We start from the raw sequence: 13,538 nt of genomic DNA, 5'->3' as shown, positions 1-13,538 counted from the left end.
TATCGTGGGTTTCGTGGGAAAATGACGAAGAACGTAATCGTGCTTGGAGCCGGCATCGTCGGCGTATCGACGGCCATTCATCTGCAGCGGCGCGGACGCCAGGTGACATTGATCGATCGCAAGCCGCCGGGCAATGGCACATCCTTCGGGAACGCCGGATTGATCCAGCGCGAGGGCGTGGTGCCCTACGGTTTTCCGCAGCAGCTCGGCCTTCTCGTCCGCTACGCCTTCAACAACCGTATCGACGCGCATTATCACCTGAACGCGCTGCCGAAGCAGCTGTCGTTCCTGGCGCGCTACTGGTGGCACTCGAACACCAAGCGTCACCAGATGATCTCGAAGGCCTATGCGCCGCTGATCGCGCATTCAATCTCCGAGCACAACGACCTGATCGAAGCAGCAGGCGCCGAGCATCTGATCCGCAAGAACGGTTGGATCGAGGTGTTCCGCACCGGTGAGAAGCGCGACGCTGAGTTTGCCGAGGCCGAACGGCTGCAGCGGGAATTCGGCGTCGGCTTCGACAAGCTGGATACCGGCGATCTGGCGCGGCTGGAGCCGGACCTCAACCTCGGCTTCGTCGGCGCCCTGAAGTGGCGCGATCCGTGGTCGGTCATCAATCCGCAGGCGCTGACGGCAAGCTATCTGCGCTACTTCGAAAGCATCGGCGGCCGCTTCATCAAAGGGGATGCGAACTCCTTCGGCAAGTTCGGCGCCGGCTGGAAGATCGCGACCGATGAGGGTCCCGTCGAAGCCGATGAAGCGGTGATGGCGCTCGGGCCGTGGGCTGCGGTCGCGACGAAGCGGCTCGGCTACGCTTTCCCGCTCGGGGTCAAGCGCGGCTATCACATGCATTATTCCGCGAAGGGCAACGCGGTGCTCAACAACACCGTGGCCGACACGGAGCTCGGATACCTCATGGCGCCGATGGAAAACGGCATTCGGCTGACGACGGGCGCGGAGTTCGCGGCGATCGATGCACCAAAGACACCGGTGCAGCTCGACCGCGCCGAAACGGTGGCGCGCGGTGTGTTTCCGCTCGGCGAAAGGCTCGATCCCGAACCCTGGATGGGCGCCCGACCCTGCACGCCCGACATGATGCCCATCATCGGCAAGGCGCCGCGCCACGAGGGCCTGTGGTTCGCCTTCGGCCACGCGCATCACGGGCTGACGCTCGGGCCGGTGACCGGAAGGGCGCTGGCGGAGCAGATGACGGGCGAAAAGCCCTTCGTCGACATCTCCGCCTATTCGCCGCAGCGGTTTAATCCCTGAACGATCCGGCTAGTAAACACCCAATTCCTTGAGATCGCGGAGCGCCGTCTTGGCGATCTCTTCTATCGTCCCATCGATATCGACGGTGACGACGCCGGGTTCGCCGGTCGGGACCTCCAGCGTCGCGAGCTGGTTTTCAAGCAGGGAGAGCGGCATGAAGTGGCCCTTGCGGGCGCCCATGCGTGCGGTCAAAAGCTCCCTGGAGCCGTGCAGGTAGACGAAGAACAGGTTGCCGTCGACGGCGGCGCGCAGGCGGTCGCGGTAGCTCTTCTTCAGCGCCGAGCAGGAAACGACGATGCCCTCGTTACGGTCGAGTGCTGTCTTCATGGTCCGGCCGATGATATCGAGCCAGGGCATGCGATCCTCGTCGGTGAGCGGGGTGCCCTTCGACATCTTCTCGACGTTGGACGCCGGATGCAGCGCATCGCCTTCGGCGAATTCGACGGCAAGGGCTTTCGCTACGGCCTCGCCCACGGACGACTTGCCGCAGCCGCTGACCCCCATGACGATGACGGCATGGGGGCGCGTGTTTTGTGCTGACATTCCAGAAACTCTCCTCACCTCGGCATGATCCGCCGTGTCAGGAGACCCAAGATTACGACGCGATGGCCGCATTCTTGCGGGCGAGACGTGCCCTGATGGTGTCGACATCGGCGCGCGGCGTCGCCGCGAACAATGTCTTGGTATAGCTGTGCTGCGGGTCGTTGAAAACCTGATCCCGCGATCCGTATTCGACAGCTTCGCCGTAATACATGACCATGACGTCATCGGCCATGTAGCGGACGACCGAGAGGTCGTGGCTGATGAAGACGTAGGTCAGGTTCAGCTCGTCCTGCAGGTCGGCGAGCAGGTTCAGCACCTGTGCCTGCACCGACAGATCAAGTGCCGAGACCGGCTCGTCCAGCACCAGAAGCCGCGGCTTCAGCATCAGCGCGCGAGCAATCGCGATACGCTGGCGCTGGCCGCCGGAGAACATGTGCGGATAGCGGTTGAAGTGGACGTCCTGCAGGCCGACCTTCTTCAACATCGACATCGCCAGTTCGCGGCGTTCGGCAGCGGGCGTGTTGGTGTTGATGATCAGCGGTTCCATCAGGATATCGCCGATCTTCTTGCGCGGGTTCAGCGAACCATAGGGGTTCTGGAACACGATCTGCACCTTGCGGCGCATTTCGGGCGTCAGATCGCCGGCCGCGATATCCACCTTCTTGCCGTCGATGAAGAGTTCGCCGTCGCTTGCCGGATCGATCATGGTGATGATGCGGGCGAGCGTGGACTTGCCGCAGCCGCTTTCGCCGACGATGGCGAGCGTCTTGCCCTGTTCCACCTTGAAGTTCACGCCCTTGACGGCGTGCACGGTCTTTTCCTTCTTGAACAGGCCGCCCGGCAGAAAGTAGTTGCGGACGATGTTCTTGCCTTCGAGGACTGGCGTCATTGGGCCGCTCCCTCACTCGTCTGTTTGAAGATCTCGCCGATGGTCGGCAGGCGGTCACCGGTGGCGTTGTCGGGCAGAGCCGCGAGCAGCGCGCGGGTGTAATCGCTCTTCGGTGCTTCGAACAGCGACAGCACGTCGGCCTCTTCCATCTTGCGGCCTTTATACTGCACGATCACGCGATCGGCGGTCTCGGCGACCACACCCATATTGTGGGTGATCATGATGAGGCCCATGCCGTGTTCCGTCTGCAGGCGCATCAGGAGATCGAGGATCTGCTTCTGGATCGTGACGTCGAGCGCTGTGGTCGGCTCGTCGGCGATCAGGAGCTTCGGGTTGCAGGCGATCGCAATCGCGATCATCACGCGCTGGCACTGGCCACCCGACATCTGGTGCGGGAAGTGGCCGAGACGCTCGGCGGGGTTCGGAATGCCGACGGCTTCGAAGAGCTCGATGGCGCGCTTGCGACGCTCCGCCTTGCCGAGGCCGAGGTGAATGCGCAGCACTTCCTCGATCTGGAAGCCGACCGTGAAGCACGGGTTGAGGCTGGCGATCGGCTCCTGGAAGATCATCGACATGTCCTTGCCGATGATCTTGCGGCGTTCACTGCCCGACATGCCGAGCAGGTTGCGACCGTCAAAGACCAGCTTGTCGGCCGTGACCTTGGCGGTCCAGGGCAGAAGGCCCATGGCTGCAAGCATGGAGACGGACTTGCCGGAGCCGGATTCGCCGACGATGGCGAGGACTTCGCCGGCCGAGACCTTCATCGACACGCCATCGACGGCGCGGAAGGTGCCGGTCGAGGTCTGGAACTCGACGACGAGATTTTCGATTTCGAGAAGTGCCATATCAGGACCTCTTCAGTTTGGGATCGAGCGCATCACGCAGACCGTCGCCCATCAAGTTGATGGCGAGAACGGTGATGAGGATGCACAGGCCCGGGAAAGTGACGAGCGACGGCGAGCTCTGGAAGAACTCGCGGGCGTCGGCGAGCATCGTGCCCCACTCGGATGTCGGCGGCTGGGCGCCCATGCCGAGGAAGCCGAGGGCCGCCGCGTCGAGGATCGCCGCCGAGAAGGCGAGCGTTGCCTGAACGATGAGCGGTGCAAGGCAGTTCGGCAGGATCGTCTTGAACATCAGGCGAAGCGTGCCGGCGCCGGCGACGCGGGATGCCACGACATATTCCTTCTCGCGCTCGCTGATGACGGCGGCGCGGGTCAGGCGGACGAAGTGCGGCTGGTTGACGATCGAGATCGCGATCATGGCGTTCAACAGGCCGGGGCCGAGAACGGCGACCAGGACCAGGGCCAGAAGCAGCGACGGGAAGGCCAGGATGATATCCATGACGCGCATGATGATCGTATCGGTGCGGCCGCGGAAGTAACCGGCGATGAGGCCGAGCAGCACGCCGGCGACAGCCGACAGCGAGGCGACGACGAGGCCGATGAACAGCGAGAAGCGCGTGCCGAAGATCAGTCGCGAAAGCATGTCGCGGCCGACGGCATCGGTGCCGAGCAGATAGGCGCTGTTGCCGCCTTCCGACCATGCCGGCGGCAGGCGCTGGAAGCCCGAGGGTACGTTCGGATCATGCGGGGCGACGACGGATGCGAAGATCGCCAGCAGGAGAACGAAGACGAAGACGACGAGGCCGATGACCGCGCCCTTGTTGCGGGAGAAGTAGTACCAGAACTCCGAGAGACCGGAGGGCTGGGCAGACGTGGTGTTTGTCGTGCTCATGGGCCGCTCCTAGTGTCTGATGCGTGGGTTGATGAGACCGTACATGAGATCGACGATCAGATTGACGAGCATGATGATGGCAGCGATCAGGAGCAGACCGCCCTGGACCACGGTGTAATCGCGCTTGAAGACCGCATCGACCATCCACTTGCCGATACCCGGCCAGGAGAAGATGGTTTCCGTCAGGATGGCACCGCCAAGCAGAACGCCGACCTGCAGGCCGATCGAGGTGACAACAGGGATCATGGCGTTGCGCAGCGCATGCACGCCGACGACACGCAGGGGCGCGAGGCCCTTGGAGCGGGCGGTGCGGACATAATCCTCGCCGAGAACCTCGAGCATGGCCGAACGGGTCTGGCGGGCGATGACGGCCAGCGGAATGGTGCCGAGAACGATGGTCGGCAGGATCAGCGACTGGAAGGCCGACTTGAAGGCGCCGGCCTGACCGGACAGCAGACTGTCGATCAGCATGAAGCCGGTGACCGGTTTGAAGAAGTACATCAGCGAGATACGGCCAGAAACGGGTGTCCAGTGCAACGTATTCGAGAAGAGAACGATGAGGAGCAGGCCCCACCAGAAGATCGGCATGGAATAGCCGACAAGGGCCACGCCCATGACCCCCTGGTCGAACCACGTCCCCCTCTTCACCGCGGCGAAGATGCCGGCGGGAATGCCGAGGATGATGGCGAACAGGATGGCACAGAGCGACAGCTCCAGCGTTGCCGGAAACAGCGACATGAATTCCTGCAGGACCGGGCGCTTGGTGACGATCGACGAACCGAGATCGCCCTGCACGAGATTACCGAGGTAATCGATGTACTGGACGTAGACGGGCCGGTCGAGGCCGAGGTCGTGCATGATTTCAGCATGGCGTTCCGGCGCCATGACACGCTCGCCCGACATCAGCATGACCGGGTCTCCGGGCAGCAGGCGGATGAACGCGAAGGCGATGATGGAAACACCGAGGAAGGTGGGGATCAGGACCGCTAGGCGCCCGATGAAAAAACGAAACATATCATATGTCCATATTAGTCCGGCGGTCAGGTATCAAACCTGACCGCCGGCCAAGCCCGATCTTGTCGGGCATCTTTGCATAGTTTTGGTTATTCGGCGATATCAACGCCGTCGAAGCGGTGAACACCGACCGGATCCTGCACATAGCCGGAAACCTTGGCGTTCATCGGAACGAATTCCGTCGAATGGTCGATGGTTGCCCAGGGAGCTTCCTTCTTGAAGACAACCTGTGCCTCTTCGTAGAGCTTCGTGCGCTCAGCAACGTCGGAGGTCTTCTTGGCCTTCTTCACGAGGGCGTCGAATTCCTTGTTGCACCACTGCGCGCGGTTGTTGCCGCCGACGGCTTCGCAGCCGAGCAGCGTGTCGAGGAAGTTGTCCGGATCACCGTTGTCGCCCGTCCAGCCGAGGATGGCGGCGCCATCGCGCTTAACGTCCTTGGAGAGCTTCAGGTATTCGGCCCATTCGTGGGTGACGATTTCGACCTTGACGCCAACCTTTGCGAGGTCAGCCTGCATCAGCTCGGCGGCGCGACGTGCGTTCAGCATGTACGGACGCGAAACCGGCATCGCCCAGATCTTCATCGAGAGATCCTTGACGCCAGCGGCTTCAAGCATCTTCTTGGCTTCGTCGGGGCTGTAGGCATCGTCCTTGACGGCGTCGTTGTAGGACCACATCGTCGGCGGGATCGGGTTCTTGGCAACCTGGCCAGCGCCCTGGAAGACGGCATCGACGATCGCCTGCTTGTTGATCGCCATGTTGAGCGCCTTGCGCACTTCAGGCTTGTCGAACGGCGCCTGCTGCGTGTTGTAGGCGAGGTAGGAAACGTTCAGGCCCGGCTGTTCCAGAACCTTGAGGCTGGAATCAGCCTTCAGGTCCTTGACGTCGGCAGCGTTCGGGTAAGGCATGATGTGGCATTCGCCGGCCTTGAGCTTCTGAGCGCGAACCGAGGCGTCAGGGGTGATCGCGAAAACGAGATCGTCGATCTTTTCCTTGCCCTTGAAGTAGGTTTCGTTGGCCTTGTAGCGGATGACGGCATCCGGCTGGTAGGCGACGAAGGTGAACGGACCGGTGCCGAGCGGCATCTGGTTCATCTGCTCCATCTTGCCATCGGCCTGCAGCTTGTCGGCATATTCCTTGGAAACGACCGATGCGAAGTCCATCGCGAGGTCGGCGAGGAACGGTGCTTCCGGATGGTTCAACGTGAACTTGACGGTCAGGTCATCGACCTTTTCGACCGACTTGATCAGATCGGGGAAGCCCATGCCGGCAGCGTATTCGTAGGAAACGCCGGCGACATACTTGGCCCAGGGGCTATCAGCCTTCAGCTGGCGGTCGAACGAGAAGACAACGTCGTCAGCGTTCAGGTCGCGGGTCGGCGTGAAGAACTCGGTGGTCTGGAACTTGACGCCCGGATGCAGCTTGAAGGTATAAGTCAGGCCATCATCGGAAACGGTCCAGCTGTCGGCAAGGCCCGGCTCTACTTCGGTCTTGCCATGCTTGAACTCGACCAGGCGGCTGTAAACGGTACGCGAGGAAGCGTCGAAAGTGGTGCCTGCCGTGTAGATCGCGGGATCGAAGCCTTCCGGCGATCCTTCCGAGCAATATACCAGCGTCTTGGACCAAGCGGTCGACGCCATGGCAGAAGCCAAAACAGTCGCTGCCAGAAGGACAGAGATCTTTTTCATGATTTCGTTTCCCAGGTTTGTTCTTTTATACGTTTGTCTGATCGCAGAGCACTCCCCCCGATCGTGCGCCGATGGAACGACATTTGATTGTCTAAATCAACGACCGGGCCGGAAAATTTTTCCAGCCGGACAACTTTAGTAATTTTACGCCGAAAATGGGCCGCATTTAGCAATATTCACGCTGGATAACCCTTCTTTTGGTCACATTTAATGTTGCGCATATCAACGGTAGTGCAAATACCGAGCTCTTGGGCACACGCCTGCGATGGGAATCCAGAAACGAAACAACCGCAGCCACGATCCGTGACTGCGGTTGCGAAGAATGACGCGGCTCTACCTCAGGCAGCCGGCGCGACGGCGCGGGGCTTGGGCTGATGATGATCGCCCTCAAGGCCGAGCAGGAAGTTGATCTGCGGACGGGCCTTGACCAGATCGTCGATCGAATACTGAGTCAGCACGTCGAAAAAGGCGTTCAGCGCCTTTCGCAGTGCAGAGTTCAGGCCGCAGCTATCGACCAGCGGGCAATCGACTTCGCCGTCATCCTCGAAGCACTCGGCCATTGCGAAGCTGTCTTCGGTGACGCGGACGACGTCGAAAAGGCTGATCTTGTCCGCCGGCTTGCCCAGACGCACACCGCCGTTGCGGCCACGCACGGTCTCGACGAGGCCAGCCTTGTTCAGCGGCTGCAGGATCTTGAACAGGAAAAGTTCCGAAACGCCGTATGCCTTGGCGATTTCCGGAATCCGGCTGAGACTGCCTTCATTGGCAGCGCAGTACATCAACATGCGAACAGCATAGTTGGTCTGCTTGGTCAAACGCATGCCGATCTCCAGATTCGTTCTCGTTAGGCACCGTATATAATGCCTTTGATAGTTTTGAACAATTCCAAAATAGAAAAAGATGAAAAAATGAATCACGTTATAGAGAAGAGCGACGCGTGACCTTGAACGAGAACGGGCCCCTCGCGGGGCCCGTTTCCAAAGCGCAGCATTTACAAATACTTACTTCATGACCGGCATGGAGAATTCAGCGCCATCCTTGATGCCCGAAGGCCAGCGGGCGGTGATCGTCTTTGTCTTCGTCCAGAACTTGATCGAGTCCGTGCCGTGCTGGTTGAGGTCGCCGAAGGACGATGCCTTCCAGCCGCCGAAGGAGTGATAGGCAAGCGGGGTCGGGATCGGAACGTTGATGCCGATCATGCCGATGTTGATGCGGCTTGCGAAGTCGCGGGCGGCGTCGCCGTCGCGGGTGAAGATCGCAACGCCGTTGCCGTATTCATGCTTCATCGGCAGGTCGATCGCTTCTTCGTAGTTCTTGGCGCGAACGACGGAGAGAACCGGTCCGAAGATTTCCTGCTTGTAGATATCCATGTCAGGCGTGACGTGATCGAACAGCGTGCCGCCGACGAAGTAGCCGCCCTCATAGCCCTGCAGCTTGAAGCCGCGGCCATCGACGACGAGCTTGCCGCCCTCTTCCACACCCTTGTCGATCAGGCTGCTGATGCGGGCCTGGGCTTCCTTGGTGACAACAGGGCCGAGATCGGCCTTCTCGTCGGTGTACGGACCAATGCGCAGCGCCTCGATCTTCGGCGTCAGCTTCTCGACGAGGCGGTTGGCGGTTTCCTCGCCGACCGGGACGGCAACGGAGATCGCCATGCAGCGCTCGCCGGCGGAACCATAGCCAGCGCCGATCAGGGCGTTGACGGCCTGGTCCATGTCGGCGTCGGGCATGATGATCATGTGGTTCTTGGCGCCGCCGAAGCACTGGGCGCGCTTGCCGTTCATGGCAGCGGTGCCATAGACGTAGCGAGCGATCGGGGTCGAGCCGACGAAGGAAACGGCACCGATATCCGGGTCCGTCAGGATCGCGTCGACGGCTTCCTTGTCACCGTTGACGACGTTGAGGATGCCTGCCGGAAGACCGGCTTCGATCATCAGTTCGGCGAGGCGCATCGGCACGGACGGATCGCGCTCGGAAGGCTTCAGGATGAAGGCGTTGCCGCAGGCGATGGCGGGCGCGAACATCCACATCGGGATCATGGCCGGGAAGTTGAACGGGGTGATGCCGGCGCCGATGCCGACAGCCTGGCGCATCGAGTACATGTCGATCGCGGGACCTGCGCCCTCGGTGAACTCGCCCTTCTGCAGGTGCGGAATGCCGCAGACGAATTCGCAGACTTCGAGACCGCGGATGATGTCACCCTTGGAGTCTTCGACCGTCTTGCCGTGTTCCTTGGAGAGCATGACGGCAAGCTCGTCCATGTGCTTGTTCAGGAGCTCGACGAACTTGAAGAAGACGCGGGCGCGACGCTGCGGGTTGGTGGCTGCCCACTTCGGCTGCGCGGCCTTGGCGTTTTCGACGGCGGCGCGCATCTCCTCGACGCTGGCGAGCGCTACGGTTGCCTGAACTTCGCCCGTTGCCGGGTTGTACACATTGCTCGCGCGGCCGCTCGAGCCGACGACGTGCCTGCCGCCGATGAAATGACCAATCTCATGCATGGGTGTGACTCCTCTGGGTTTCACAGTCTTTATTGAATGAGCCAGCATCGCACTTCAATTTGCACAAATCAATGAACAGGTTTAAGCAACCGTTGTGCAAAAATTAAAGCCGGAGGTCGATTTGGACTGGGATGATGTGCGTATGTTCCTGGCCGTGGCCCGGACGGGACAGATCCTCTCCGCCTCCAAACGGCTGGGCGTCAACCACGCCACGCTGAGCCGGCGAGTGACGACGCTGGAGGAGCGGCTGAAGACGCGGCTGCTCGTGCGCCGCACCAATGGCTGCGACCTGACGGCGGAGGGCGAGATGTTTCTGCATGCCGCCGAGCGCATGGAGACCGAGATGCTGAGGGCGCAGGCAAGCCTCGGCCATCTCGACAGCAGCATAGCGGGAACGGTTCGGATCGGCGCGCCCGATGGCTTCGGCGTCGCGTTTCTGGCACCTCGGCTCGGCCGGCTGATCAAGCGGCATCCGGAGCTCCGGATACAGCTGGTGCCTGTGCCCCGCTCCTTCTCGCTGTCGCAGCGCGAGGCGGATATCGCAATCACGCTCGAGCGGCCGGAACAGGGGCGGCTTGTCTCGTCGAAGCTGACCGATTACACGCTCGGGCTCTACGCCTCGAAGGATTATCTCCAGGCGAGCGGCACCCCTGACGATATCGAGGCGTTGAAGGAGCATCCCCGGATCGGCTATGTCGAGGATCTGATCTTCACCGCATCGCTGAATTTCTCATCGGCGGTGATGCGCAGCTGGGACGCCGGCTTCGAGATTTCGACCGCAACAGGCCAGACGGAAGCCGTTCGCTCCGGTGCCGGCATCGGCATCCTGCACGATTACATTGCCCGGCAATATCCCGAACTGATCCGCATCCTGCCCGATGTTTCGATCGAGCGCGCCTACTGGACGACGTATCATGAAAGCGCACGCGACCTTCTGCGCGTGCGCACCGTCGTCGATTTCCTGCAGGAACTGGTGTCGGCCGACAGGCAGATGTTCCTTTAGATTAGCTCCGCACGGCCTGATCCCAAGCATGCTTGGGTGGCTCGTCGTTTTCATCCGGGTTCGGATTGGGCAGTTCGTCCGGCAAGCTGTCGGGCTCCGGCTCGTGGATCGGAGGCTGCGGCGCCCAATCGGGTCCCGGCATCGGCGGCGTGCCGGGCAAGGGTTCGTTTGGCACGGACATGATCCCCTCCTTTCTTGGATATCTGTTTCTGAAGATGTGCCGGCTTAGCGCCGGGCGGCTTCGGCTGAACGCATCGGCATGGCATCGATGATGGTGAAAAGCTCGGCGGCCGATATTGGCTCGCCGAGGGTGAGCTTCACCGTTCCATCCTTGCCGACAAGGAAGGCCATGAATTCTCCCGGCGGCGAGGCGGCCAGATCACGGGCGAGCGCCTTGGCGTCCAGATCCTCGACGGCGCCGAAAAGCGGGCGGACGGTATCGCCGGCGACCTTCAGCACGACGACGTCGCGTTCTTCGAGGCCCGGCCTGTCCGCCATCAGCTGGTTTTCCTGCCGGGCTGTTCGGGCATTGTCCTTGTCGGGAAAGATCACAATGACGCGGCTCTCCCAGCGGAACTGCGCAAGGCTTGCGACAACCGACTTGTCGGCTTGGGTTTCCAACATACGCACCTTCCTTTTAAAGAAGGAAAACGTGTGCTGATGCCCGGAGTTCCATGATCGGCCGGAAGGATCGGGATAGCCTGGCGCCTACCCGCGCCAGGAGCGGCGCATTTGCCATAGGCTGCCGAAGAGCAGGAAGAAGAGCGGCACGCTGCCATAGGACAGATGAAATCCTGTAAGCGGAACCGAAGCGAGACCGCCCTCGTCCACGGTGACCGGAAGGTGAACCCATCCAATCAAATAGACGGCGCGGGAGACTGCAATGGCGGCCATGATCAAACCCGCGAGATCGATGAAACGCATGTGCTCGCGCACGGCCAGCGCGAAAACCCCGAAGAAGGCGGCGGCATAGGTTGCCAGCATAAGATAGGTGGCGCCGCCAAGCAGGCTGAAGTCGTGCAGCAGGATATCGTCGCTCGTATCCGGGAGGCCAGTGTCGAGGACTGGAAGTATGACTGCCAGAACCGCGCACACGAGCAACATGCCGCGCTCCAGGAGTTCGCCGCCATCGACCCATCGATCGCCGATGCGAAATGCACGTCGTTCCATGATGCTGTCCCCATGATACCGTCCGGCTACCGCTCAACACGATGTAGCGCCCGACGGAACATTCGCCCTCAGGTTGCCAATATATCCTATATGGGGAGAGGTAAAACTACCTCCGGCATTGGCCCGTCCCTGGGGTTCGGGCGATACGGTTAATGAACCGCTAAGCGAGGAGGCAAGCGGCAGGACCGGCGAAGAGCCGCCGGTCCCGCAATAACAACCGGATTATTCCAGGCCCAGCGAAGCAAGCGGCAGCTGCAAGGCAGCGGCGATACGCTTGATCTTGGCGGAATCCGTGTCTTCGCCGCGTTCGATTTCCTCGATTTCAGCGACGAGCAGACCACACGTCACGGCGAGATCGTCAACGCTATAGCCAATGGTCTCGCGTGCCGTTCTCAGAACCGCGGCTGCGTTGACCGGAGGGATTGGCTGGGCGTTGGATTTATCCAGATTGCTGAGCGAAATGGACATATAAGTCTCCTTCTAAAATCACTCTGAATTAACCCCCGGCGGGAAAATGGCATTCTCGTTCACATTTTGCAACGCAATATGACGCAGGGGGCGCGGGGCATGGCGATGATATTGATTAGCAACACCTTTTATACAAGGGTGACTCACGAAAAATACCTGTCCGGCGCGGCGACAGGCCTTTGATAGGCCATATCAGGCACAGCTTGGAGAGGCGGACGACTCGTCAAAACGCTCGATTTTGCCTGCGCGGAGCATGTTGCAGAGCGTCATTTGCAGGCGTAAAATCATGCCATCGGCGCCTGCGGTGAAGTCGCCTCCATGCGACCATTGTTCGATCCCGGCAAGCGCCCCTTTGGAGCGCGTATGGCCATGTTCACGAGGGATAGCAGAAACGCTGACCGGGATATCGAGAGCTATAGCCCGCTGTGCCGATCGCATGGCGGCGCGGAGGTTCTGGCGCTTCTGCCCGACCCGATGACCGCGCGGCTCTGCCTCGATCTTGCCGAGGATGCAGCGCATGCCATACACGGCTCAATGGCCGCCGCGCACATCGGATCGGAGCCGATGACGCTGGTCTTCTCGCCCGAGGAGATCGATTTGATACAGTTGCGCGATCACGCCGAGGGCTCGTCGCGGCAGCGTTTCGAGCAGGTGGGCCGGGCATTCGCCACCTGGCGCCGGCGCCACGCGCAGCGACGCACAGTTTTTCTCGACGATTGCCGCGGCGATGTCTCGCGCTGCGTCGCCACCGAATGCGCGGCGAGCGAACTCGTGGTGACATCGAGGCACGGCAACGCCGACGCGCGCGACGCCTTTCGCAGCGTCGTGTTCAGCCAGCATAAACTGGTCTTGATGCCGCCCGCCAGAGACTACTACCAAGGCAATCTGTTTGGCCATGTGGTGATCGGCTGGAGACAACAGGGACACGCCGAAGACACCCTTATCGCCGCCAAACGCTGGCTTGTCGCCGCGAAACGGATCACGCTCGTCTGCATCGACGACAACGACGGCAAGGCCAAGACGAGCGCTGAGGCCCTGCTTGCCCGCCTTGCGCTTCAAGGCCAAGTGGTGGCGATATCGTCGAATGGCCGTTCGATCGGCGAGGCGATCGTGGACTTTGCGAAGGCCGAGCAAGCAACCTGCCTGCTGATCGGCGCCTTCAAGCGGGGCTATCTTCTGGAACTGCTCTTCGGCCGGATCACCCGATACGTGCTTTCGCACGCGACCATGCCTGTCATGATGAAGCATTGAGGCGATGTCTTGTG

Annotated in this window: 16 protein-coding genes; 3 read left to right on the top strand and 13 right to left on the bottom strand. The window is 61.1% G+C overall.

Translation table 11 applies throughout. The features are described 5' to 3' along the window. Window positions 1–21 precede the first annotated feature (21 nt). Window positions 22–1,269 carry an NAD(P)/FAD-dependent oxidoreductase gene (locus J5286_RS03900; protein ID WP_209189212.1) on the top strand — a complete coding sequence of 416 codons (1,248 nt, stop codon included), beginning with the start codon at window positions 22–24 and terminating at the stop codon, window positions 1,267–1,269. Between the two features lie 9 nt (window positions 1,270–1,278). On the opposite strand, the gene J5286_RS03895 is transcribed toward J5286_RS03900, so the two are convergent. The 8 genes from J5286_RS03895 to J5286_RS03860 all read right to left on the bottom strand — a co-directional run bounded on the left by J5286_RS03895 (window position 1,279) and on the right by J5286_RS03860 (window position 9,632). Beyond that, on the bottom strand, window positions 1,279–1,812 hold the full coding sequence (locus J5286_RS03895; protein ID WP_209189211.1) for a gluconokinase: 534 nt from the start codon (window positions 1,810–1,812) through the stop codon (window positions 1,279–1,281). A gap of 52 nt (window positions 1,813–1,864) precedes the next feature. After that, the gene (locus tag J5286_RS03890; protein ID WP_018898504.1) at window positions 1,865–2,701 is read right to left on the bottom strand and encodes a dipeptide ABC transporter ATP-binding protein; all 837 of its coding nucleotides are present in this window, start codon (window positions 2,699–2,701) and stop codon (window positions 1,865–1,867) included. Next, on the bottom strand, window positions 2,698–3,546 hold the full coding sequence (locus tag J5286_RS03885; protein WP_081931800.1) for an ABC transporter ATP-binding protein: 849 nt from the start codon (window positions 3,544–3,546) through the stop codon (window positions 2,698–2,700). The genes J5286_RS03890 and J5286_RS03885 overlap by 4 nt, the downstream gene beginning before the upstream one ends. A 1-nt stretch (window position 3,547) precedes the next feature. Continuing rightward, window positions 3,548–4,435, bottom strand: a complete 888-nt coding sequence (locus J5286_RS03880) for an ABC transporter permease subunit (RefSeq protein WP_018898502.1) — start codon at window positions 4,433–4,435, stop codon at window positions 3,548–3,550. A gap of 9 nt (window positions 4,436–4,444) precedes the next feature. Beyond that, window positions 4,445–5,449, bottom strand: a complete 1,005-nt coding sequence (locus J5286_RS03875) for an ABC transporter permease subunit (protein ID WP_018898501.1) — start codon at window positions 5,447–5,449, stop codon at window positions 4,445–4,447. 89 nt (window positions 5,450–5,538) lie between these two features. Next, a complete protein-coding gene (locus J5286_RS03870) occupies window positions 5,539–7,134 on the bottom strand; it encodes an ABC transporter substrate-binding protein (protein ID WP_047508290.1) in 1,596 nt (531 codons plus the stop codon). Window positions 7,135–7,472: 338 nt separating this feature from the next. Next, a complete protein-coding gene (rirA, locus tag J5286_RS03865) occupies window positions 7,473–7,955 on the bottom strand; it encodes an iron-responsive transcriptional regulator RirA (protein ID WP_209189210.1) in 483 nt (160 codons plus the stop codon). A gap of 180 nt (window positions 7,956–8,135) precedes the next feature. Then, entirely contained in the window at window positions 8,136–9,632 is a 1,497-nt protein-coding gene (locus J5286_RS03860) for a CoA-acylating methylmalonate-semialdehyde dehydrogenase (RefSeq protein ID WP_209189209.1), read from the bottom strand. A 121-nt stretch (window positions 9,633–9,753) separates the two neighbouring features. Here J5286_RS03860 and J5286_RS03855 point away from each other — a divergent pair, with 121 nt between their 5' ends. After that, window positions 9,754–10,635: a LysR family transcriptional regulator gene (locus J5286_RS03855; protein ID WP_209189208.1), complete on the top strand. Its 882-nt coding sequence runs from the start codon at window positions 9,754–9,756 to the stop codon at window positions 10,633–10,635. Between the two features lies 1 nt (window position 10,636). On the opposite strand, the gene J5286_RS03850 is transcribed toward J5286_RS03855, so the two are convergent. The 5 genes from J5286_RS03850 to J5286_RS31115 all read right to left on the bottom strand — a co-directional run bounded on the left by J5286_RS03850 (window position 10,637) and on the right by J5286_RS31115 (window position 12,792). Next, window positions 10,637–10,816 carry a hypothetical protein gene (locus tag J5286_RS03850; RefSeq protein ID WP_112942730.1) on the bottom strand — a complete coding sequence of 60 codons (180 nt, stop codon included), beginning with the start codon at window positions 10,814–10,816 and terminating at the stop codon, window positions 10,637–10,639. A gap of 44 nt (window positions 10,817–10,860) precedes the next feature. Further along, window positions 10,861–11,259 (bottom strand): DUF4174 domain-containing protein, encoded by a 399-nt coding sequence (locus J5286_RS03845; protein WP_209189207.1) that lies wholly within the window; start codon window positions 11,257–11,259, stop codon window positions 10,861–10,863. An 84-nt stretch (window positions 11,260–11,343) separates the two neighbouring features. After that, on the bottom strand, window positions 11,344–11,805 hold the full coding sequence (locus J5286_RS03840) for a hypothetical protein (protein WP_209189206.1): 462 nt from the start codon (window positions 11,803–11,805) through the stop codon (window positions 11,344–11,346). A 222-nt stretch (window positions 11,806–12,027) separates the two neighbouring features. Beyond that, on the bottom strand, window positions 12,028–12,273 hold the full coding sequence (locus J5286_RS03835; protein ID WP_112942733.1) for a helix-turn-helix domain-containing protein: 246 nt from the start codon (window positions 12,271–12,273) through the stop codon (window positions 12,028–12,030). Window positions 12,274–12,465: 192 nt separating this feature from the next. After that, a complete protein-coding gene (locus tag J5286_RS31115; protein ID WP_245205333.1) occupies window positions 12,466–12,792 on the bottom strand; it encodes a hypothetical protein in 327 nt (108 codons plus the stop codon). Window positions 12,793–12,837: 45 nt separating this feature from the next. On the opposite strand from J5286_RS31115, the gene J5286_RS03830 reads away from it, so the two are divergent. After that, complete coding sequence (locus J5286_RS03830) at window positions 12,838–13,524, top strand: universal stress protein (protein WP_245205332.1); 687 nt, start codon at window positions 12,838–12,840, stop codon at window positions 13,522–13,524. Window positions 13,525–13,538: the final 14 nt, after the last annotated feature.

This window comes from Rhizobium sp. 16-488-2b (assembly GCF_017741815.1).
Classification (GTDB): Bacteria; Pseudomonadota; Alphaproteobacteria; order Rhizobiales; family Rhizobiaceae; genus Rhizobium.
The sequence above is the reverse complement of the archived record's forward strand: the minus strand, read 5'-3'. Positions and strand labels throughout refer to the sequence as shown.